The sequence below is a fragment of the Nostoc sp. genome, from assembly GCF_036919815.1.
In the GTDB taxonomy this organism is placed as follows: Bacteria; Cyanobacteriota; Cyanobacteriia; order Cyanobacteriales; family Nostocaceae; genus Nostoc.
In genome coordinates this window covers 19643-45159 of the sequence record NZ_JBALCE010000086.1, presented here as the reverse complement: position 1 = coordinate 45159, position 25517 = coordinate 19643, and the positions used below count along the sequence as shown (strand labels likewise).

The window sequence follows — 25517 nt, the reverse complement described above, 5'->3', positions numbered from 1 at the left end:
CCTCTGTGGTTCAAATAATTACTTTTTAACCACAGAGACGCAGAGAGCGCAGAGAGAAAAAAGAGATTTTAACTGCTAGTGATGCAGAAGTTTATGTCAATGGATTTTACCTGAAAACTTCTACCCTTGACAAAGTATTGACGCCAGCACCCGCGCTGCGTTGGCAACAGTCGCCAAGTGCTGGCGTAAATCATATCCTCACGCCAACTTTTTTGCAAAAGGACATTATCCTCACTAATGGCGCAGGAGTTCACGCAATTCCGATTTCAGAATTTGTACTGGCATTCATGCTCTATCACGCTAAGAATCTACAGAAATTGCAAACTTTGCAGGATGAACACACTTGGGTAAGAGGAGTGTTTCTCCAAGAGTTGGCAGACGCGACTTTATTAATTCTTGGCACAGGAAATATCGGTCAAGCGATCGCATCTCGTGCCAAAGTCTTTGGAGTTACAGTTTGGGGTAGTCGCCGCCATCCTGAACCCCTAGCGACATCAAAAATATTGCTGATAACCCAGACAAAGAGAGTGCAATACGGTGGCGCGGCGATTGGAGTTGATGTATTACAGTGGCAGCTTTGGGCATCTTATCGACAGATCAATGCTAGTGGAATTAAAGCTCCAGATTGTCCCTACACATTGAAAAAACATTTGTTTGACAAAGTTATTCACTCGTTATAATACTTTTTTATTTCATATTTAAGCTGTGAAAACCTTGGCGTTAATAATAATCAAAAAGAAAAGGAGGTGCTCTCTTTTTTCCCACATAATTCTCATTTAATTAAAATTTTTTGAATATTTTAACTCTTTGACAAAAGGTGCTTGAGCTTAACCGTTTACGAATGGTAACCACTAAACTCTCACCCATTTCAACACCTTGGGATCTTTATCATAGCTATAAGTAACGCCGTCCCTAGTAATGATAGACTCCCCTTTGCTTGCCTTACTTCTAATAGTAGTAATGGAATAGTACGTTAATGTATTCATTTCCTTATGAGTGAGCTTTTCGTTTATACTGATTGATGATTCATTTTGGGATTTATCTTGAGATGAATCATCTATTTTTATTTGAGCATTTGCAGTAGGTTTAGTAATACTCTCTTTTTGAGTCCGATAATCCTGCACAGTCAAAAGTTGCCAACTTGAATCTTGCGAAAGTTCCAAAACCCATTGATGATATTCAAATAGGCTTTCTCGATGTCCAACACTAATAAACGTTGTTTTTGTCTCTTGTAACTGTTGATATAAACTTCCCTCATTTTTTAAATCCAAAGCACTTGTTGCTTCATCTAATATGGTGAACCTTGGATGAGTAACTAACAGGCGTGCGAAAGCAAGGCGTTGTTGTTCTCCCAAGGACAATATATTCTCCCAAGGAACTTCAGTATCAAAGCCTTCAACTCGACTTAACAAGTTTTGCAGGTTTACTTGTTGCAAAACTTCTTTGAGTTCTGCGTCGGTCATTTGACGATTAGTTTTAGGATAAAGTAACTGTTCGCGCAAAGTTCCCAAAATGATATAAGGACGCTGGGGTAGGAATAAGACTTCTTTTAGAGGAGGACGCACTAGACGACCTGTTCCTGCGTTCCACAAACCAGCGATCGCTCTCAACAGAGAACTCTTACCTCGACCACTTGGGCCTACAATTAATAAACCTTCTCCAGGCTGAACAGCGAGTGACAAGTCTTCGACGATTACCTGCTCATAGTTTGGCGTTTGTAAGGTGACATGCTCAAAAGCGAAATGATTCTCTTCTATTGTTTTAATGGTAGTGAAATTTTCTAGCTCTTTAGTCACAGCTTCTAACGCATCTGAGAACTCAGATAAACGCTGAACATAACTGGAAAATCTTCCAGAAATGCCAAATTCAGCTATTAATTCTTCCACAGCACCAGCAAAAAAATAGCAAGCTGTAGTAGCTTGTCCAATTTCTCCAAAATCAATATCACCTCTAATAAATAAAGGTGCGAGTACTAAAAGTGTGAAAAATTCGATAGCAGCACGGTATCCTCTGTTAAAAATTGCCTGATTTCTCTCCCAATTCACTTTATGTTTAGCATTTTTTATAAGATTAATAAATCGCCTTCCAATTATATTGAGTTCCTGTTCTTCTCCTTGAAAAAAAGCTATCGACTCAGCGTGATTGCGAACATGAGTCAAAGAATAACTATAATCAGCTTTAGATTCGAGTTCTGCCTGATTAATTTTAGTCAACTCTTGATTTAAATAAACAGCAATCAAGTTGCCTATAATTGTATACACAAGCAGAGCAATAGCTACTTGTTGAGAAATTGACCAGACAATTATTAAAAAAGTCGTCATTTCTAGTAGTTTTTCTAGAAAAATAGCTGAAAAACTTAAGGCACTACTGGTGATCGGTTCAATTTCTTGAGATAAACGTTGATCTGGATTATCAATATTTGCTTGAAAATTCATTTTATAATAAGCCCGCTTATGTAAATATTTATTTAAAATGTGATTATTAAGCCATTGATACCAATCAAGAGCGATTTGCTTCCTAATAAATTTAGAAAATCCTACTAAAAGCGTTATCAATACAAGTCCAACAGCATAAATTGATATAGTATAAGTGAATTTAGAATAATCTTTTTCTTGAATAATGACATCGATTAAATAGCGATGAATAAAACTATTAAAAGTATTTGCACTTACAAGGAGGATTATTAGCAATATTAGGAGAAAAAGCATTCCCCAAGCACGAATAACGTCTGAGAATGCTCTTTCCCCTGGCTTTGTTGGATACCAGTAAGGGCCTGCGATCGCCTTTACATCTTTCCAGAATTGAATAAAATCTGAAAAAGCATTAGTTGAGGGTTTAGCTTGAACAACTTGGGTTGGCATATTGAAGTTTGACTCCCAGTTCAGGGTGTTGATTGACAACGTAGAGACGCAGATTTAGCGTCTCTACATAGTTTTTTAGTGGATGTCTATTGATTGATTACTCTGTGCTTGTTCAATAAAATGTTGGAATTTTTGAACTAGGGTCTGGACATGAGGTATTTTCACCATACTTAGATGATTACCAGGAACTACAACAGTTTCTATATGTTCTACAAGTTCACTCCAGCCAAATTCAAAGTCTGCATCAGTCTCACTAGCTTTAAATAGAACAATTGAGCCTGAGTAATGTTGAGCTTTGTAATTTTGTATGGCTTGAGCGTTGATTTGGGAAATTTTCAGAATCAGGGGAGCTTGATCGAAATCAAAACCTTCTAGAACTATATTTTTCTGTTTGGCTTGTTCCAAGACATAATTTATCTGTTCCTCTGGTTCAAATTGCCGCAGTTCCTCTAAACAAAGGTCTAAATGTTCTTTAAAGAACTCTACTAATAGAAAAGCATAGTCTATTGGTTCTTTGATCATGAGAACAGGTGGAGAAGTATCTAGTAGAGCCAACAGAGCTATCTGTTCACCTTGCTGGGAAAGTTGTTGAGCCATTTCAAAAGCTACCAGACCACCAAAAGACCAGCCAGAGAGAAAATAAGGGCCATGAGGTTGAACAGTTTGTAACTCTTGGATATAGTGAGTTGCCATTTGTTCAATACTAGTATGAGGCTGATTCTTTGGATTTAAACCAAAAGATTGTAGTCCATAGAATGGTCGTTTTGAACTCAAATAATAAGCAAGATTATGATAGCAAAGAACATTTCCCCCACCAGGATGAATACAGAACAGAGGTGGTTGATTGCCATTATTTTTAATAGGGACTAGGGCAGACCAAGGTAAAGGATCTGTTGAAGAATCCAGAAAATGTGCTAGTTGTTCAATAGTGGGATATTGGAACAAAATAGCTAAAGGTAAATTTATCTGGAAGTGTTTTTGAATCTGGGACATGAGACGGACAGCTAAAAGGGAATGACCCCCAAGTTCAAAGAAGTTATCTTGTATGCTGACAGGATGAATGCCCAGAATGTCTTCCCAAATTTGTACCAGTTGAAATTCATAGAGATTTCTAGGTTCGTTAAAGCCCTTTCGCGCTTCTTTTGGAATAAGTTTCTGAGGCGGTTTAACTTGCGGAATTTGATCTGCCGAAATTCTTTCAATCAGTGTTCCCAGGTGCTGTTCTGGAAAGTCAATAATACTGTTCAACAAAGCCTGAAAATGCTCCAGAATCAAAGTTATAGCCGAATTGCCACAACGCGATCGCTGATAGATGATGCGAAAATCTAGCTCTGAACTTGGGCTAACCAAAATAGTGAGGGCATATTTCGTTTGTGCGCCTATAGAACGAGTCTGAGATTGATTCTTCTCATGGTTTGCAGATTGTTTTACCGATGAATCGATTGGATAGTTCTGAAAAACTAGAAGACTCTCGTAAAGGGGTAATGAGCCGGGTACTTCACTCCATTCGTGAATTTGTCCTTGAGAACAGTATTCATAATCTCGTTGCGTAAAGCCTTGATCTTGGATATCTCTAAGCCAAGACCAAAGTGATGCTTGGGGAGAAACCAAAAGCCGCATCGGTAGGGTATTAATAAATAGACCTAAAGTGGATTCAGACCCTACCAATTCCGGGGGACGACCAGAGAAAGTCGCGCCGAATACCACATCTTCGAGACCACTATACCGACTCAACAGCAAAGCCCAAACGCCTTGAACTAGAATATTTAAGCTCAAGCGATGTTGCCGTACCAAAGACTGTAAAGCTTCTTTTGCCGAAGCTGGCAAGCTGGCTTGTTGTTCACCATACCGTTCTTCCTGGTCAGAAAAATTAACAGGTTCAGCTTCTCTTCCTAATGGGGTTGGGCTTTTGAAACCCTGAAGTTTGTTCCGCCAGAATGCCTCAGCCTGTGATAAATCCTGCTGTTTAAGCCAGACGATATAATTTCTGTAGGGATGACTGGGTTCCAGTAATAAATCTTCACCTTTGCTGAATGCCTCGTAGGATGCGAAAACCTCTTTGAAGATCAGAGGCACGCACCAACCATCTGTAAGAATGTGATGAGAAGTCCAGATGAATTGATAGGTATTTGTGTCTACTTGAAAAAGTGCAAAACGCATTAATGGTGGTTTAGTCATGTTGAAACCAAGCAGTCGGTCTGCACCCAGATAGGTTGCTAATTTTTCTTGCTGCTGGGATAGAGAAAGTCCACGCCAATCTTGCTGCTCTAGTGAAATTTCCACTTCCTTGAGTACAACTTGCAATGGCTCATCTTGATCTTCCCATATGAAAGCTGTTCTGAGAACTGAGTGGCGATCGCTAAGACGCTGCCAAGCTCTTTCAAAGGCTAATGAGTCAAATTCTGCAAATTGCAAGTTTAAAATACACTGCTCAAGATGTATCCCTGACTCAGAAGCAGCTAGAGTCTCGAAAAGCATTCCCTGCTGTGAAGGAGAAAGTGGATAAATTGATTCAATGTTTTTAGTTGGCAATTGACTTAATAACTCATCCAGTTGTAATTGATTCAACTGTGCTTCAGGAAAATCACTCGGTGTATATCCTCTATTCTCTGCTAACTGACAATGTTCTATGATTGACGCGATCGCTTGAATATAGCTGTGTGCTAATTTCTCTACTCTGGCATGGGTGTGAACGTGACTATTGTAAGTCCAATCAATTTGTAATTCACCTGCTACTACCACAGCATTAATATCCAATAGATGGTCACGAGTTTGCTTTAAGCTGTGGATAGCTCCAGCAGATTCAGGCGCAAATTTCCAACCAGTTTCTGATTCTACTTGGTCAAATTGTCCCAGATAGTTAAAGCTAATTTCGGAAGCAGGAATTGCTTGTATTTGTTCTTTAACAGTCTTATCTTTGCACAAGTAACGCAATATACCGTAGCCAATTCCACGATTAGGAATTGCTCGTAATTGTTCTTTGATTGATTTAATAATTTCTTCTGGCTGGTTGATTGAAGGCAGTTGCAATAATACGGGAAATAAACTAGTGAACCAACCTACCGTCCGTGATAAGTCTACATCTGAAAATAGTTCTTCTCTGCCATGTCCCTCTAAGTCAATTAGTACTGTTGAATTTTCCGTCCACTCTGCTATGGAAACTACTAATGCACTTAGTAATATATCGTTAATTTGTGTATTGTAAGCTTCGTTGACTGATAGCAAAAGAGTTTGGGTTTCTTGTTGACTTAATTTTACTGACACACGAGCAGTACTACTTACTGTATTTTCTGTTTGAATTTCAGCATAATCTGATGGTAGGGGTGTTATCTTAGACCAAGGTTGAGTCAGCCAATAGTCTAACTCAAGTTTGATAATTTCTGATTTGGCATAATTATTTAACTTCTCTGCCCAATCAATAAATGCTGTAGTTTTTGCACTGAGTTCAATTGGTTTTTGAGTAACTAATTGTTGATAAATTCTTTCTAGGTCTGGTAATAAAATTCGCCAACTTACACCATCTACTGCTAAGTGATGAAGAATAATTAGTAACCTCGCATCACTATCATCACCCAAATTAAACATTATTACTTGTATTATTTGCCCTGTTGACAAGTTTAAACTTGCTTGATATCTTGTGGCGATTTTTTCTAGGGCTTGTGGTTGTTCTTTTTTAGATGTTGATGATAAGTCAACTACCACAAATGGTACGCTATCATCTAACCCTTGATTTATTTGTTTGTATTTATCTGCAACGGATGTGAATCTTAAACGCAAAGCATCGTGATGCTCTAGTAATTTTTTCACGGCTATTGCAATTAATTCACTTTGTAGATGATTTGGAACTTGCAATAAAACTGATTGGTTATAGTGGTGTGACTCTTGCTTATTTTGCTCAAAGAATCTGCGTTGAATTGGTGTGAGGGGTGCTACTCCAGTCACTATACCTTGTTTACACTCAACACTCACTGTTGTATTGGCAACCTTAGCAAGTTCGGCGATAGTTTGGTTTTGGAATATTTGCTTGGGAGTGATTTGTATTCCTGAGTTTTTGGCACGAGAAACTATTTGAATACTGAGGATGGAGTCGCCACCAATTTCAAAGAAGTTGTCGTGGATGCTGACTTTTTCCTTAAGTAACAGTTGTTGCCAGATATTGGTTAAAGTTTGTTCTATAGCTGTACGTGGTGCTACGTATTCATCTTCCCGGTTAATTTCCCCATCAGGTGTTGGTAGTGCTTTGCGGTCTACTTTGCCGTTAGGTGTTAATGGTAGGTTCTCTAAAGTGACAAAGCTACTTGGAACCATATATTCTGGTAGCTGTTGCTTGAGGAATTGCCGCAGTTGGTTGCTGGTGAGGGATTCATCACTCTTGACTACATAAGCAACTAAGCGTTTACTTCGACTTACCTCGGCTCCGCTCGGCACAAGTCGCTCAGTACAAGTGTTACCAGGAATATCTTCTCTGACAATGACTACAGCTTGTTGAATTTGGGGATGGGTGTTGAGGACTGCTTCGATTTCTCCGAGTTCGATGCGGAAACCGCGAATCTTCACTTGGTTATCGATGCGACCAATGTATTCGATATTACCATCCGGTAAATAGCGTACTAAATCCCCAGTTTTGTAGAGGCGACCAGAACCAAAGGGGTTAGTGATAAATCTTTCCTGTGTCAACTCAGGACGATTGAGGTAGCCTTTTGCCAAGCACACACCACCAATGTACAATTCTCCTGGTACACCAATGGGAACAGGCTGTAAATACTTGTCTAGAATATATACAGTCCTGTTAGGTAGGGGACGACCAATAGGTATTTTTCTTAGATTACTGTCTTCACTCAACTGGGGAAGAATTTCAAACAGGGTTGCGGTGATAGTCGTCTCTGTGGGTCCATAAGCGTTGACCAGACGAACACAAGACATTGAGCTTTTTTGCCAAACGGTAACATATTCGGGTAACATTACGTCTCCACCAACAATCACAAGTCTCAGTTGGTTATTGGTATCTAACACTTGTGTTTTGACCCATTCTTGAGCCAATTGTTGCCAATAGACTGTTGGCAGATTAACAACAGTAAGCCCGAAATCCGATATTATTTTTTGGAAGTTTGTCGGAGTCCATACATCTGAGCCTCGGAGTACCAAGGTAGCACCAACTATTAGTGTGGGAAATATCTGTTCTAATGAGGTATCGAAGTTGATTGAGGCAAACTGGAGTACCCGATCGCTCTTTCCAAGTGCGTAAGCTTGTTGAATAATACAACAGTGGTTGGCGATCGCGCCATGTGCGATCGTTACCCCTTTGGGTCTGCCTGTAGAACCAGAAGTGTAAATCACATAAGCCAAGTTAGTTGCTTGCACATCGGGGATTGCATTATCCTGACTTGACTGAGAAATCAATTGCCAGTCAGTATCTAAACATACCTGGCACTGAGCGAAGCCGAAGTGAACCTGCGCTTGATGCCCAGGTAACTTTTCCAGAAGTTGCTGTTGTGTCAGCAGCACCCCAACTTGAGCATCTTCTAACATAAAGCTCAAGCGTTCTTGAGGATATTCTGGATCGAGTGGCAGATAAGCACCACCCGCCTTGAGAATACCCAGTAATCCCACTATCATTTCTAGCGATCGCTCTACACACAATCCCACTAGCACATCTGATTTTACACCCAAAGACTGCAAGTAATGTGCTAATTGGTTAGCGCGACAATTTAATTGGTGGTAAGTCAGTTGTTGATCTTCAAACACAACTGCTACAGCATCCGGGGTGCGTTGAACTTGCTCCTCAAATAACTGATGGATACACTTATCAATGGGATAGTCTACTTGAGTATTGTTCCACTCAACAAGTAACTGTCGTTGCTCAACTTCTGTCAACAGTGGTAATTGTGAGATTTGCTGCTGCGGATTAGTAACAATACCTTCAAGCAATGTCACAAAATGCCCAGTCATCCGCTCGATAGTGCTGGCATCAAATAAATCAGTATTGTACTCCCACACGCCCACCAACCCATCAGCAGTGTTCTGCATTGATAAATTTAAGTCAAACTTGGCTGTTTTACTTTCTATTAGAAAAGAACTGATACTTAACCCATTTAACTCTAGTTGAGACATAGGCGCATTCTGAAGTGCAAACATCACTTGGAATAGTGGTGTATGACCTAGATCCCGTTCTGGCTGCAATGCTTCTACCAGCCTTTCAAAAGGTAAGTCCTGATAAACATACGCGGACAACGCCACTTCTCGAACACGAGCCAGTAATTCACTAAAGCTTGGATTACCTGCTAAATCGCTACGCATAACTAAGGTATTGACAAAAAAGCCAATTAATGATTCAACTTCCAGGCGATCGCGGTTGGCAATTGGCGACCCTACCAGAATATCTTCTTGTCCTGTGTAGCGAAAAAGCAGGGTATCATAAGCTGCCAACAGCGTCATAAAGAGGGTACAACCTTGCTCCTGGCTCAGTTTTACCAATTTATCAGTTAACTCAACTGAGAGTGCAAACTCTTGATGTGAGCCAACAAAAGTCTGCACAGCAGGTCTTGGTTGGTCGGTCGGTAGGGACAATAAAGCAGGTGCATCTTTTAGTTGTTCTTGCCAGTAAGAGAGTTGAGTTTGCAGTACATCTCCTTGCAACCACTCTCTTTGCCAAATGGCGAAATCTGCGTACTGAATCGGCAGTGGGGTCAACGATGGGGATTGACCTTGAGAATGAGCATTGTACAGCGTTGTGAGTTCTTGGAGAAAAACACCCATCGACCAACCATCAGAGACAATGTGGTGCATACACACTAACAAGATGTGTTCTGTCTCATTCAGAACTAGTAATTTTGCCCTGATTAATGCAACACTCGCCAAGTCAAAAGTTTGAATGCCTTCTTGTTGCGCTAATTGTTGTAAAGCGCTTTCTTGTTCGCTTGTGGTTAAATGGGTTAAATCAACAACTGATATTATTGTCTGCTCCCTGTTAAGAGTTCCCTGTTCCCTAATAACTTGAGTTGGTTTTCCATCAACTGTAATGAAGTTTGTCCGTAACGCTTCGTGGCGATAAATAATTTCTTGTAAGGTTTGGTCTAAGGCTGTTTGATTGAGAGTTCCTACTAAACGCAAAGCCAAAGGAATGTTGTAGGAGGGGCTGTTCGGTTCAAACTGGTCTAAAAACCACAAACGCTGTTGAGCATAAGACAGTGGTATATCTGTATTCTTGGCTCTTGGTAGAATGGGCGGTGCAGACAATTCTAAGTCATGTTGCTGTAACTGCTCAAGCGATCGCGCCAATTGGGCTACTGTTGCGTTGGTAAACAACTCACGCAATGGTAGTTCCACTTTGAAAATGTTGCGGATACGTGAAACCAGTTGCGTTGCTAGTAGCGAATGTCCCCCAAGTTCAAAGAAGTTATCATGAATACCTATTTGCTCTACTTTCAGCACTTGCGCCCAAATTTGTGCTAGCAGTTCTTCAATTGGGTTACATGGGGCAACATATTTGTCTGTAATTTCGTTGTTTAAATCTGGTGCTGGCAAAGCGCGGCGGTCTACTTTGCCGCTAGGAGTCACTGGCAGGGAATCCAAAATGACAAAAGCATTTGGCACCATGTAATCTGGCAACTTTGCTTTCAGGGCTTGCCGCAGTTCACTAACTGTGGATGTAGAGTCTTCATGTGCTACCACGTAAGCAACTAGGCGTTTATCACCAGGGGTATCTTCGCGGGGAATGACAGAACAGGCTTGTACATCGCTATGCTGGCTTAATGCTGCTTCAATTTCCCCCAACTCGATGCGAAAACCGCGTATTTTTACTTGGTTGTCAATGCGTCCCAAGTATTCAATATTGCCACCTGATAAATAGCGTGCCAAATCCCCAGTTTTATATAATTTTGAATTATTGAATGGATTCGGAATAAATTTTTCCTGTGTTAACTCTGGACGGTTGAGGTAGCCTCTAGCTAAAGCGACACCACCGATGTACAACTCTCCTGGCACACCGATGGGTACAGCCTGTAAATATTTATCTAAAATATAAATTTGTGTATTGGCAATTGGCTTTCCAATTGGAGGAAGTAGCGGCCAAGTGTCTATTGAATTAGTTAGTGTAAAAGTAGTGACTACATGGCTTTCCGATGGCCCATAATGATTGTGCAGAATACAATTACCTAGTTTGCCCAACCATTGAGAAATCGCCGGAGTAATCTGCAACTGTTCCCCAGCAGTGATAATTTCTCGTAGATGACTAACAACTAATTTACCACCAACAGCTACTTCAGCTAATTGCTGTAAAGCAACAAAGGGAAGAAACAATCTTTCAACAGCGTTTTCTTCGAGAAAACCTAATAAAGCCAAGGCATCACGGCGCAATTCCTCTGTAATTAACAGCAATGTGCCTCCCGAAAACCAAGTAGAAAACATTTCTTGGAAGGAGACATCAAAGCTGATAGGAGCAAATTGCAGGGTTTTTAGTCCAGTACAAATTGTCTGATTTTGAAGTTGCCACAAGATCAGATTGCAAAGACCAAGTTGATTAAGGGCTACACCTTTAGGTTGGCCTGTAGAACCACTCGTGTAAATTATATAAGCTAAGTTAATAGTCTGTACGCCAGAGATAAGATTGTCCTGACTCGACTGGGAAATCAGTTGCCAGTCAGTATCCAAAAAGACTTGCTTTGCTTGATTTGGGGGCAATCTGTCTAGGATAGAATGTTGGGTTAGCAACACTGAAACTTGAGCATCTTCTAACATGAAAGCCAAACGCTCTTGAGGATAGTTTGAGTCGAGTGGTACATAAGCACCACCCGCTTTCAAAATACCTAACAGCCCTACAACCATTTCTAAGGAACGCTCAATACACAACCCAACTAGCACATCTGCTTTTACTCCCAAAGACTTTAGGTAATGTGCCAACTGGTTAGCACGACAGTTTAATTCATCGTAGGTTAGTCGTTGATTGCCAAACTCCACCGCCACTGCATCGGGTGTACGCTCCACTTGCGCCTCAAACAACTGATGGATAGATTTATCAATAGGATGCTTAGTTTGAGTATCGTTCCACTCAACAAGTAATTTTCGCTGTTCGGCTTCTGTCAGCAGGGGCAATTGGTAAATTTGCTGCTGTGGGTTGGCAATAACACCTTCTAGCAAGGTCACAAAATGGCCTGCCATTCGCTCAATGGTAGGCGCATCAAACAAGTCTGTGTTGTATTGCCACGCAGCTACTAGTCCATTAGCAGTGTTTTTTATGAATAGAGTTAAATCAAACTTGGCAATTGTTCTTTCTGTCGCAAATGAACTGACAGTTAACCCACTCATTTCTACTTCAGACGCGATCGCATTTTCGAGGATAAACATCACCTGAAACAGGGGTGTATGGCTGAGGTCGCGTTGTGGCTGCAATGCTTTGACTAACTCCTCAAAGGGGAGGTCTGGATGAGCGTAAGCTTCCAGTGTTACCTGCCGCACTCTATGAAGTAATTCCTGAAAGCTGGGATTGCCTGATAAATCGGTACGTAATACTAAAGTATTGATAAAAAAGCCAATTAACCCTTCAAGTTCGGTGCGATCGCGTTTAGCAAGGGGCGTACCTACTACAATATCATCCGAGCCTGTATACCGATAAAGTAAAGTAACATAAGCTGTTAACAGCGTCATGTATAGGGTGGCTCCCTCTTGCCTACTGAAATTGGCAAGCTTTTGACTCAGTTGCTTTGAAATTTCTAAATATTGAGTTGCACCCTGGAAAGTTTGAATCGCTGGTCTTGGTCTGTCTGTGGGTAATTCTAATAAGGTGGGAGCGTTTTTAAGTAGTTGCTTCCAGTAGTCAAGTTGGGTTTGCAGTACATCTGATTGCAACCATTGCCGTTGCCAAATAGCATAGTCGGCGTACTGAATTGGTAACTCAGGTAGCTCTGGGGACAAATTATTGCAGATATCTGAGTAAATAGCTGCTAATTCCCGCATAATTATACCCATTGACCAACCATCAAAGACAATGTGGTGTATTGTGAGTATAAAAACGTGTTCTCTTTCTCTAAGTTTAATCACAAAAGCTCGGATTAACGGAGAATTAGCAAGATCAAAGGGTTGAGTAGCTTCTTTTGCGGCTAATTTTTGGCAAGCGATCGCTCTTTCACTTTCAGGTAATTCTGTTAAGTCTACTACTGGTACACTTAAAGTTAAGCTGTCAGCAATTACTTGGACTGGCTGCTCGTTGATGGTGCAGAAGTTGGTACGTAAGATTTCGTGGCGAGAGATAATTTTATTGAAGCTTTGCTCTAGCGCCACGATGTTCAAATGACCGTGAAGTTTTAGAGATACTTGTTCGTTATAGAAAGGGTTGTCTGGTTCTAATTGGTTTACTAACCAAAGTTGTTCTTGAGCAAAAGACAGAGGTAAGTTCTGAGGACGCTCAGTTTTAATCAGGACTAAATCTGTATCGATATCTACATTTTTGTCTTTCAGTAACAAAATAAGTTCTGCTTTATTTTTAGCTAATAAGTCACGAGTTTCTGGTGTCAATACTCCTTCTGGAGCATCAACGCACAAGCGAACCTCTTCCAGAGGCGCTCCGCTAACGCCTTCAACCCACAACTCCACATCCTGATTAGAGAGTTCTACTATAAATTGCTTGAGATTCATAGAATCATGTCCTTTATATTGTCAACGATTTCAGCAGAATGTGCGTGCTAATCACAACTTATTTTCTCAGGTTAGATATTTATATTAAACCTATTTCAGGTTGCTCATATTTCTATTTTTTCTCTACCAATCATACCCCTCTTAGTATTTTGTTTTAGTTGTTGGTTTCCTAGCTTTGGTGCTATTTCAGCTATTGTGGGAGACTCAAGTAAACTTGCTACAGTTAATTTAATAGAAAAAGTATTTTTTAGCCGGGATATAATTTGAACAGCTATTAAAGAATCTCCTCCTAAATCAAAAAAACTGTCATAAATTCCTATCTGTTTAATTCCCAATAATTCTTGCCAAATATCGGCAATTTTTTGCTCAATCTCATCACGAGGAGCCACATAAGAATTAGGTAAATTGGGTCTTGAATGGAGTGCAGATAATTTTTCTAACTGAATAATATCCGGCTTTCTTTGTAATGAAGTATCTAACTTGGTGTCAGTCTCTTTTTGCCCAGATTTTCTGCTAAATGCGGCTGATGCAGAAGCAACAGCCATAATAATTTGATGCTCAATCGCTTCAGTTTCAGGAAAAGCTGCAACTTGAACAAAATCTTGAGCGCGTAGTGCTTCAAACCACTGGTCTAGGATAATAAAAGGCTGACCAGGGCTGCGTCTTTTATCGTTTAGAGGTTTTAACAGCAGACCCCAACTAATATCAAAGTCAATTTTCGGCTGAGTTATTTCCCACAGTAAGAGGAAACCACCAGGAGCTAATAAAGAGCGTACATGGTTGAGGGTTTGATCTATGTTTCGAGTTGCGTGCAATACATTAGCAGCTACTATTACATCAAAGCTATACTTTTCAAACCCTTGCTCAGTTGGCGACTTATCTATGTCTAGTAATCGATATTCAACAAATGAATATTCCTTAAACTTTTCTTGAGCTTGAGTCAAGAAGCCACTACCAATATCAGTAAAAGTATAGTCGGTTTGTTTGGGCGGCAACACAGGTAATAATGCTTGCGTAGATAAACCAGTACCCCCACCGATTTCCAGAAGTCTCAGGTGAACAGATGATGGCAATAACCTGACCACCTGTTCCAAGCTTGAGTGCAAGATAGAGTTGTAGTAAGTATTTAAGGAAGATTCTGGATGTGAACCGTTATTTTTCCCTTCTAAATTTGAACCGTTATTTTGTTTTTGGTAAACGAGTTCATTGAAAATCTCCAATGGTTCTTGTTCACCAACAGCAATAGCAGCTAAATTTTCACCACAGCGTTGCACTAAATCTAAATTGACTAAAGATGAAGCAGCAAACCTTAATCTAACTTCTGCTAAATGTTCATGAATATAATTTTGTGAACATGGTGTTAGCCCAGTAAATAATCCCTCATGTTCTTGTACTTGTCCTTGCTCAACTAATATTTGTAACCATCTAGACAACAATTGCTGATAACGAGGAGAAATATGGCATTGTGCCAACAAACTCTCCAAAGAATATTTTTCTTGGGGATTGCTAAAAGCTCCTAATTGCTGAAATGTAGAGTTAATGTAGGCTGTACATAAACGTTCCAACCATTGTCTGTTCTGTTGATAGGTTAACTCGTTGAGTTCTGCATTTCTCACACTTGCTTGCTTTTGACCTGCTTGTGTAAGCGATGTCCACAATTGCGATGTTTGAGGTAAAGTTTGCAATTGTCCCCAAGCTTGTTTTTGTGGGGGGTCAATCCAATAACGTTGACGTTCAAAGGGATAACTTGGTAAGGGAAGACGATAATACTCATCCTGACTATAAAATCCAAACCAATCTACTTTGACCCCAGCCAACCAAAGTTGACCGAATGTTTTAAATAGAACACGAATATCGGATTGTTTTTCTTGAGGATGACGTACCGAAGTTAAGACTGTTTGTGTAGTTGCTTTATCTGGATGTCTCTTGACTAATGTAGCTAGTGTGTGTCCTGACCCTACTTCTAGTAAGACTTGCTCAGGTGTTGCCAATAATTTCTCTACACCAGAGGCAAACAGTACTGTAGAACGCAGATGTTGAGCGTAATAGTCAGGATTTCTGGCTTGGCTGACTGTAATCCAAGTACCAGTAAGGTTGGAGATATAAGGAAGTTTTGGAGGATTTAAAGTAACTTTTTTGACTCGCTCTGCAAATGCCTTTAAGATTGGTTCCATCATCTGCGAATGGAAGGCATGGGATGTATGCAGACGGCGACATTCAATCCCTTGAGCAGCTAACTGATTTTGTAGTGTATCTATTGCTGCTATGGAACCGGAAACTACACACCGCGAGGGTTGATTAATCGCAGCAACAGAAAGTTCTTCACCTAACAGGGATTTTATCTTGTCTGCGGGCAGGGGAATCGAAAGCATTGCCCCAGTGGGCAGTTGCTGCATCATCTGTCCGCGTGTTGCTACTAGAGATAAGGCATCTTCTAGAGAAAAGACTTCTGCTAGAGTTGCTGCTACATACTCGCCAATACTGTGACCGATCGCAGCTTGTGGCTCGACTCCCCATGACTGCCATAATTTAGCTAGGGCGTATTCAATGACAAAAATAGCAGGTTGAGCAACGGCTGTTTGTTGAAGTTGCTGAGATGCTTGCTCGATATTTGATTCACTGGGATAAAGAATATGACGTAAATCCAGCCCTAGTAAAGGTTTAAGAATTTCTGAGCAATAATCAACTTGTTCTCTAAATACTGTCTGGGTTTCGTAAATTTCCCGCGCCATGTTGACGTACTGAGAACCTTGTCCGGGAAACATAAAGACAACAGGGCGTTCTGTAATCTCTGTATAGTTAGTAGGAACTTGTTGGGCTGCTAAACTGCTAAGACCTTTGACAGCATCTTCTAAGTCTTGACAAATTAACATCCGTCGGTAACTAAAACCCCGACGACCACTATTGAGGGTATAAGCTACATCCCCCAAGTTCAGTTCTGGATTCTTTTTTAAATACGTGATTAAATTAGCTGTTGCCTTTTCAAGAGCATTTGCAGTTTTAGCCGATAGACATAACAGAAAATATTCACTTTTGACTTTTGACTTTTGACTTTTGACTTGTAGAGGTGCTTCTTCTAAAATGACATGAGCATTAGTACCTCCTATACCAAAGGAACTAACCCCAGCACGACGAGGAGTGTTATTTGTTTTCCATTCAGTCAATTTTGTATTGACATAAAAAGGACTGTTGGCAAAATCAATTTTGGGATTAGGTGTCTGGTAGTGCAAACTAGGAGGCAGCATTTTATTTTGCAGTGCTAATACTGTTTTAATCAAACCTGCGACACCTGCTGCTGTATCCAAATGTCCTAAGTTGGTTTTTAGCGAACCAATAGCGCAGAAGCCTTTTTTATCCGTAGTTTGACTAAAAGCTTGAGTTAAAGCGGCAACTTCAATTGGATCTCCCAAGGGTGTAGCTGTGCCATGAGCTTCAATGTAGGAAATTGTTTCGGCATCTACACCAGCTACAGCTTGAGCTTCGCCAATCACTGCTGCTTGACCACTAACACTAGGAGCAGTGTAGCCCACCTTCATTGCACCATCATTATTAATGGCCGAGCCTTTAATGATTGCATGGATGTAGTCCCGATCTGCGATCGCATCTTTTAATCTTTTCAATACCACAATACCAGCACCGCTACCAGGAATTGTTCCTTGTGCTTTAGCATCAAAAGTACGGCAGTGTCCATCAGGAGAAAGAATCATTCCCTCTTGATACAAATAACCTATTTTTTGGGGAATGCCCAGAGTAACTCCACCAGCTAAAGCTATGTCACATTCACCATTTAAGAGACTTTGACAAGCTACATGAACAGCAACCAAAGAAGTAGAACAGGCTGTTTGCACATTTACTGCGGGTCCAGTCAAATCGAGTTTATATGCAACTCGTGTAGGTAAAAAATCTTTATCATTGGAAGATACTAATTGAATAGGGTCAATTGTTGCTAATAATTGATGGTTAGGGTAAAGATTATTGAGCAAATACCCACTCATCCCTACACCACCATAAACTCCGATTAAACCATTGTAGGTTTGCGAGTCATAACCAGCTTTTTCTACAGCTTCCCAAGCCAATTCTAAAAATAGACGTTGTTGTGGATCTATTAACTCAGCTTCTTTTGCACTATAAGCAAAGAAATTTGTATCAAACAATTCAATGTCTGATAGCACAGAACTAGCTTTTACATAATTAGGATTACTCAGCAAATCTAGGGAAACGCCAGAATTTATCAATTCTTCATCTGTCAAACAAGATATAGATTCCACCCCATCTCGTAGATTCTGCCAAAATGAGTCAATATCTTTTGCGCCTGGAAATCTACCTGCAACAGCAATTATTGCTATTTCTGAATTGTTAAACTCATTATTGTTATGCACCAAACTCATTGTCATTTTTACCTTTTCTTCTGAGAGCGATATTGTTGTCTGGATTCCAATTGTTGATTTCTTAAACCTTTAATTCTACTATGATATTGAGGATGATGGTTATTTTGCTTGACTGTATTTTCTTTACGAGTCTTAGTAATTAAATATTCGCTTAAGCTATGTATAGTTGGATAATTAAACATATCAACTATTGATAATTCTAAACCAAATTCTTCTTGCAGTTGCTGATTAATTTTTACTAGTAATAACGAATGACCTCCCAGTTCAAAGAAATTATTATAAATCCCTACCTTTTCTACTGCTAATGCTTTTTGCCAAATGCTAGCAATGATTTTTTCTGCTTCTGTATTTGGTATTACATAATCTGACAGTTCCTGTTGTAAATCTGGGTTAGGCAGAGCGCGACGATCTACTTTACCGTTAGGTGTCAGAGGTAAGGACTCTAATATCACAAAAGCACTTGGCACCATATACCCAGGCAGTTTATCGCCGAGGAACTGACGCAGGTCGTCTGTTGTAAGTTGCACATCTTTTTGTGACACTAAGTATGCGACTAAACACTTGTTACCCGGAGTGACTTCACGGGGGATGACGCAACATATCTGCACATCATCATGTTGACCCAGTACTGTTTCTATTTCTGCCAATTCAATGCGGAAGCCCCGAATTTTTACCTGATTATCAATGCGCCCCAGGTATTCAATGTTGCCATCTGTTAAATAACGTGCCAAATCCCCGGTTTTGTAGAGGCGACCAGAAGCAAAGGGATTGCTGATAAATCTTTCCTGAGTTAGTTCTGGACGGTTGAGATAGCCTTGTGCCAACCCAACACCACCAATGTGCAACTCTCCTGGCACACCCACAGGCACTGGTTGTAAATTTGCGTCTAAGATGTAAACTTGTGTATTAGCGATCGCTTTTCCAATGCTCGGTGATATCTGTTCTTGCTCCTTGGCAACTACCAGCCCGGAAGTTGTGACAACAGTATTCTCAGTTGGGCCATAATTATTCACTACTTGGAAGGGGATTAAATCTGATGGATACTGCTGAAGCTTATCTCCTCCAGTCAGTACGGTTCGCAACGCCAAACTTTCAATCGGCCATTCCAAAGATAATAATTCCTGTAGCAATGGTGTTGGCAGAAAACTGATAGTAATCTTGTTTGAAATCAACCAGTCTCGTAGCTTCAATAGCGAACTAAGTAGCTGAGATTTAACTAAGTAAATACTTGCTCCCGCAGTTAAGTAAGGCCATAATTCCCATACCGCAGCGTCAAATGCTGTTCCTGCTAGCTGAGTGGCTCTATCTGATGAAGTAACTTTAAAAGTACGTTGATGCCAGAACACCAAATTTAGCAATCCTTTATGGGGAATCATCACACCTTTTGGTGTTCCCGTAGAACCAGAAGTATAAATTACATAAGCTAAATTAGTTGCTTGTACCTCAAGGATGAGATTGTCTTGATTGAACTGAGAAATCGCCTCAGCGTCAGTATCTAAACAGACCTTGTACTGAGCGAAGTCGAAGTGAAGATGTGCTTTCTGCTGGGCTAATCTATCAACGAGTCGCTGCTGGGTCAACAAAACTGGAACTTGAGCATCTTCTAGCATAAAGCGCAAACGCTCAGTAGGATACTCAGGGTCAAGTGGCAGGTATGCTCCACCCGCCTTAAGAATGCCTAGTAGTCCCACCACCATTTCTATTGAGCGTTCTACACAAATGCCTACCAGCACATCTGCTCCCACTCCCAAAGCCTTGAGATAGTGCGCCAACTGGTTAGCACGGCAGTTTAATTCACCGTATGTAAGATGTTGATTTTCGTACACCACTGCTACTGCATCTGGAGTACGTTCAACCCGCTCCTCAAACAACTGATGGATGCACAAATCTTGTGGATAATCTGCTTGAGTATCGTTCCACTCGACAAGTAACTGCTGTTGCTCAGTTTGTGTCAGCAGAGGCAATTGCGAAATTAGCTGTTCTGGGTTAGTAATAATACTTTCAAGCAATGTGACAAAATGACCAGTCATGCGCTCAATGGTACTAGCATCAAACAAATCTGTGTTGTAGTCCCATACTCCCACCAGTCCAGTGGCAGTGTTCTCCATTACTAAGGTCAGATCAAACTTGGTAGTTGTACTTTTTACCATCAGTGGACTAATAGTTAACCCAGTCAACTCTAATTGAGAAATAGGAACATTTTGAAGGACGAACATTACCTGAAACAGAGGGGAATGACTGAGATTCCGTTCTGGCTGCAATGCTTCTACCAGCATTTCAAATGGCAAATTCTGATGAGCATACGCGGATAACGCTGCTTCTCGAACACGAAGGAGTAATTCGCTAAAAGTGGGGTTGTCTGCTAAGTTAGAACGCATGACTAAAGTATTGACAAAAAAGCCAATTAACCCTTCTATCTCAGAGCGATCGCGACTAGCAATTGGCGAACCCACCAGAATATCTTCTTGCCCTGTGTAGCGATAAAGCAAAGTATCATAAGCTGCTAACAGCGTCATAAAGAGAGTACAACCTTGCTCCTGGCTCAGTTTTACCAATTTATCAGTTAACTCAACTGAGAGTGCAAACTGTTGATATGCCCCAGCGAAAGTCTGCAAAGCTGGTCTGGGTCGGTCTGTAGGTAGGGACAATAAAGCAGGTGCATCTTTTAGTTGTTGTTGCCAGTACGAGAGTTGGGTTTGCAGTACATCTCCTTGCAACCACTCTCTTTGCCAAATGGCGAAATCTGCGTACTGAATCGGCAGTGGGGTCAACGATGGGGATTGACCTTGAGAATGAGCATTGTACAATTCTGCTAGTTCTTGGAGAAACACACCTACTGACCAGCCATCAAAGACAATGTGGTGCATACACATTAATAAGGCGTATTCTGTCTGGGACAGTACGATTAATGTCGCCCTAACTAATGGTTCAGTTGCTAGATCAAACGATTGAACAGCTTGTTGTTTTGCTAATTGCCGTAAAGCATCTTCTTGTTCGGTTACTTCGACTTCGCTCAGTACAAGTGTAGGTAAATGGTTTAAGTCAACTACTGAAACTGTCCAATTCGTCTGAGTTTGGATAACTTGAGTTGCTTGTCCATCAACTGTGATGAAGTTGGTGCGTAAAGCTTCGTGGCGATGAATAATTTCTTGTAAGCTTTGTTGTAGCGCTGTTTGATTGAGAGTTCCTACTAAACGTAAAGCTATGGGTACGTTGTAGAAGGCGCTATTCGGCTGTAACTTGTCTAAAAACCACAAACGCTGTTGAGCAAATGATAGTGGTAATTGAGCATCACTTACCCTTGGTAAGATAGGTGGTGCGGACAGTTTTAGGTTTTGTTGCTGTAACTTCTTAATCTCTTGCGTGAATTCGGCAACTGTTGCTGCTGCAAACAAGCTATGCAATGGTAGTTCTAATTTGAAAATGTTGCGGATGCGCGAGAGTAGTTGAGTTGCTAGTAACGAGTGTCCCCCTAGTTCAAAGAAGTTATCATAAATGCCAACTTGCTCTACTTTGAGGACTTGCGCCCAAATTTGTGCCAAAATTTCCTCAATGGGTGTGCGCGGGGCTACATATTTTTCTAGCAGTGTGCTGTTTAAGTCTGGTTTTGGTAGGGCGCGGCGGTCTACTTTGCCGTTAGAAGTCAAGGGTAAGGATTCCAGCAGCACAAAAGCACTTGGTATCATGTACTCTGGTAACTTCTTTTGTAGGAAGCTGCGAAGCTCACTGACTAATAAACTTACATTGTTCCAGGTCGGTTTTACACTATCACTGACTAACCTGCTACCAAGCTCTTCTAGGAGGTACTGGTTTATGGATGGTCGTCTAGCATAGATATTGTAGAGTACAGTATCTTCTAGTAAAGTATCCTGCTCAATAGTTAGATCGTATCCATGTTTTTTAAGCAGGGTTGCAATCTCCTCCAACCTGCCATTAATGTTATGAACCTCTACAACTATCTGCTGGATCTTTTGCCAATCTTCTTGCTGGATGCCAGACAGCACATCCTGCTCACTTTTCTCCACGTCGATTTTCAGAAAATCGATCCTCTCAACGCCATGCTCACGTATCACATCAGAAATTGTTCTTAACTGGCAAGTGAATTGCTGACTCTGTAATCGTTCAGCTAACAATTCATCAATTGCTTGACTCGATATTTCTGTCTCATTTGCTACAATATTGTGTTGATTGAGCAAAAAGGATTTGACCGTCTCGTGCTCTTGATCTGCATCAGCAAAACGCCCCGAAATGACCGAAAGTTGAGGATAATATGTAAAAGTATCATTCTTTGTTTCGTTGGAAAGGCCAATATTAAATAACTTTACATTTAAGCCATAGTTCTCAGCATTTATGCGTAGCAGATCAAAAACAGGCGGAATTGGTTCAAATGCGTAAATAGAAACATCTTTACATATTTGACCTACGAAGAGTGTGAACAGACCGATATTGGCACCCACATCAAAGATGCAATCTCCTTCATTGATAGTGATGCCGTGTTTTAAATAAGCCTGTTCCTCCCAAAGTTCTTTGTAGACGAATTCTGTCTCGCTTTTATTCAGATGGGCAATCATCATGCCATTCGGCAATTTATAGAGTGACCCTTCATTAAGCAGACTTTTGTTTTGAAAACGAAGTAATTGTAAAATTGGAAAAGCATACTTTTGGTCAGGGACAATATATGCTACCAGACGTTTATTGTCAGGCTCGTCCTCTCGGACGATTACAACAGTTTCCCCCACAGCCAAGTGTTGTGTTAGCGCCGCCTCGATTTCTCCCAACTCAATGCGGAAGCCCCGAATTTTCACTTGATTGTCGATGCGCCCGAAGTACTCTAACTCGCCATTAGGTAAATAACGCGCCTTATCCCCTGTTTTATATAGTTGCGCTTGAGGGTTGTTGCTAAACGGGTTAGAGATAAACCGTTGTTGTGTCAGTTCGACACGATTAAGATAACCACGCGCCACCCCAGCACCACCAACATACATCTCACCTGGAACGCCAATCGGCACTGGCTGTTTATATTCATCCAGTACATACACATCGAGGTCGGGAATCGGACGACCAATTACACTTGCCGTACCATTTAAATCAGCTTTGCTCAATGGACGATAAGTAACGTGTACAGTGGTTTCTGTAATCCCGTACATATTTACTAATTGGGGCATCTGGTCGCCGTGGCTCTCAAACCAAGGTTGCAAACTCCTGATTTCTAAGGCTTCTCCACCGAAAATGACTAAGCGTAAGCTCAAGTCGCTAGCAGTTGCGATCGCAATTTCGGCTTGAATTAACTGGCGGAATGCGGAAGGTGTTTGATTGAGAATTGTGACTTTTTCAGTACACAATAATTCATAGAAGGATTCGGGCGATCGCGTCACTAAATACGGTACTACTACCAACCGTCCACCATACAGCAAAGCACCCCAAATTTCCCAAACGGAAAAGTCGAATGCATAAGAGTGGAACAGTGTCCATACGTCTTGGGAATTGAAGTTATACCAAGAGTTTGTTGCTGCAAATAGACGAGTTACATTATTGTGATTGACTAAAACACCTTTGGGCTTACCTGTAGAACCTGAAGTGTAGATGACGTATGCTAGGTTATCGGCTGTTGCGCTGTTTTCCAGGTTTGACTCACCGTTTTGAGCAATTTTTTCCCAATGGCTGTCTAAGCAGACGATACGCGCCTGATGTTCGGGCAGAGATTCTACTAATTGCTGTTGGGTTAAAAGCACCCCAACTTGAGCATCTTCTAACATGAAACTAAGACGATCTTGGGGATACTCTGGGTCAAGAGGTACATAAGCACCACCTGCCTTCAGAATACCAAGTAGTCCTACTACCATCTCTAAAGAGCGTTCTACACACAACCCAACTAGTACATCTGCTGCCACACCCAATGAGCGCAAGTAATGCGCCAACTGGTTAGCACGAGTATTCAAATGCTGATAAGTCAGTTGTTGACCTTCAAACACAACTGCCACAGCATCCGGGGTAAGTTCAACTTGCTCCTCAAATAACTGATGGATACACTTATCAGAGGAATAGTCTACTTGAGTGTTGTTACATTCCACCAACAATTGATGACGTTCTGCGATCGTCAACAGTGGTAATTCTGCAATTCGCGCTTCTTTATTTGCGACAATTGCTTGGAGTAAAGTTTGAAAATGTTGGGCTATGCGAGCAATTGTTGTTGCATCAAATAAATCAACACTGTAATTCCAAACACCCTCCAAAGCTCCTGAAACTTCCCAGTAGTGAACTTCCAGGTCAAACCTGACCATTTCATCAATTGGTAAGGATATATCCTGGATAGTTAAACCTGGCAAATTCCAAGAAGACTGGGGGGCGTTATGGAGGGAGAACATTACCTGTACTAGGGGATTACGACTTAAATCTCGTTCTGGCTGTAGCTTTTCTACCAACATCTCAAAGGGCAAGTCCTGATGAGCGTATGCTGATAGTGTCGTTTGTCGCACTTGCGCCAAAAAATCTGTAAAGCTGGGGTTGCCAGAGAGATCGCCCCTTAATGCTAAGGTGTTAGCAAAAAACCCTATAATCTCTTGGACGCTCTTGTTGTTGCGGTTAGCGATCGGAGAACCAACAACAACATCTAATTGACCACTGTACCGAGAAATTAACACCAAAAAAGCTGCCAGTAGAGTCATAAATAACGTTGCGTCTGACTCTTGGCTCAACTGCTTGAGGCGTTGCGTGAGATCGCGATCGAGTTGAAAACGCTCAACTCCACCTCGAAAGTTCTGAACTGGCGGTCGTGGTTTATCTGTAGGCAGTTCTAGTACAACAGGGGCATCTGCTAACTGTTTTTGCCAGTAAGTTAGTTGCCGATCGAGGACTTCGCCTGTTAGCCACTGTCGTTGCCAAACTGCAAAGTCAGCGTATTGGATAGTTAATTCTGGTAATGGGTTGGGCAACCCTTGAGTGAAAGCTGCATATAGCTGAGATAACTCACGGTTGAAGATGTTCAAAGACCAGCCATCGTAGATAATGTGGTGCATCTTCAACAGCAGTACATACTCCTGGTCACTCAGTTGGAGTAGGGTGAATTGTACTAATAGTTCAGCAGCTAGATCAAATGGCTGGGATGCAAACGACTCTGCTATTTGTCGAATTCGGATAGTTTGCTCTTGGGCTGACAATCTCTGCAAATCATCAACTGGCAAAGTTAGGTCAGTGGGAGGAGTAATTACCTGGACAGGTTTCCCGTCTACTGCGGGAAAAGTTGTTCTTAAAATCTCGTGGCGGCGAATAAGTTCACCCAGGCTCTGCTCTAGTGCAACAATATTCAGTAGACCTTCTAGCCGCAGAGTTAGTAGCAGATTATAAGAACGAGCATCGGGTGATATCTGGTGCAAAAACCAGAGTCGCTGTTGAGCAAAAGATAAAGGTAGCTCACCGTCCCGTAGCACTCTTTGAATGGGCAACTGATAAGAAGTCTTAGCCTGCTTTGCTTCCTGTAAAAACAGCATAATTTCTGTTTTACGCCCAGCTATTTCCTGACGTAGTGTTGGAGTTAATACCCCTTCAGGTGCATGACAGCGCAAGCGATCGCCATTGGCCTCTAGGTCAATACTTAAGTTTGTCAGGTGACGAATGAATTCCAGGGTGCTGTTAGTCATGC

The 25517-nt window shown here is 41.2% G+C and carries 4 protein-coding genes and 1 pseudogene; 1 reads left to right on the top strand and 4 read right to left on the bottom strand.

Features of this window, described 5'->3' with window-relative positions:
* Positions 1-74: 74 nt before the first annotated feature.
* Positions 75-488, top strand: a pseudogene (locus tag V7K15_RS20750) (NAD(P)-dependent oxidoreductase); the annotation flags it as partial.
* Positions 489-851: 363 nt separating this feature from the next.
* Here V7K15_RS20750 and V7K15_RS20745 read toward each other — a convergent pair.
* The 4 genes from V7K15_RS20745 to V7K15_RS20730 all read right to left on the bottom strand — a co-directional run bounded on the left by V7K15_RS20745 (position 852) and on the right by V7K15_RS20730 (position 25515).
* Positions 852-2861 (bottom strand): ABC transporter ATP-binding protein/permease, encoded by a 2010-nt coding sequence (locus tag V7K15_RS20745; protein ID WP_334908290.1) that lies wholly within the window; start codon positions 2859-2861, stop codon positions 852-854.
* Positions 2862-2936: 75 nt separating this feature from the next.
* Positions 2937-13490, bottom strand: coding sequence for an amino acid adenylation domain-containing protein (locus tag V7K15_RS20740; protein ID WP_334908287.1), 10554 nt, complete (start codon positions 13488-13490; stop codon positions 2937-2939).
* Between the two features lie 104 nt (positions 13491-13594).
* Positions 13595-17878 (bottom strand): beta-ketoacyl synthase N-terminal-like domain-containing protein, encoded by a 4284-nt coding sequence (locus V7K15_RS20735; protein WP_442949703.1) that lies wholly within the window; start codon positions 17876-17878, stop codon positions 13595-13597.
* 8 nt (positions 17879-17886) lie between these two features.
* Entirely contained in the window at positions 17887-25515 is a 7629-nt protein-coding gene (locus tag V7K15_RS20730) for an amino acid adenylation domain-containing protein (protein ID WP_334908283.1), read from the bottom strand.
* Positions 25516-25517: the final 2 nt, after the last annotated feature.

Bases quoted from the DNA above. Each gene is read 5' to 3' on its own strand.
- V7K15_RS20730 (WP_334908283.1), bottom strand. From the start codon at position 25,515: ATGACTAACAGCACCCTGGAATTCATTCGTCACCTGACAAACTTAAGT.
- V7K15_RS20735 (WP_442949703.1), bottom strand. From the start codon at position 17,878: ATGAGTTTGGTGCATAACAATAATGAGTTTAACAATTCAGAAATAGCA.
- V7K15_RS20740 (WP_334908287.1), bottom strand. From the start codon at position 13,490: ATGAATCTCAAGCAATTTATAGTAGAACTCTCTAATCAGGATGTGGAG.
- V7K15_RS20745 (WP_334908290.1), bottom strand. From the start codon at position 2,861: ATGCCAACCCAAGTTGTTCAAGCTAAACCCTCAACTAATGCTTTTTCA.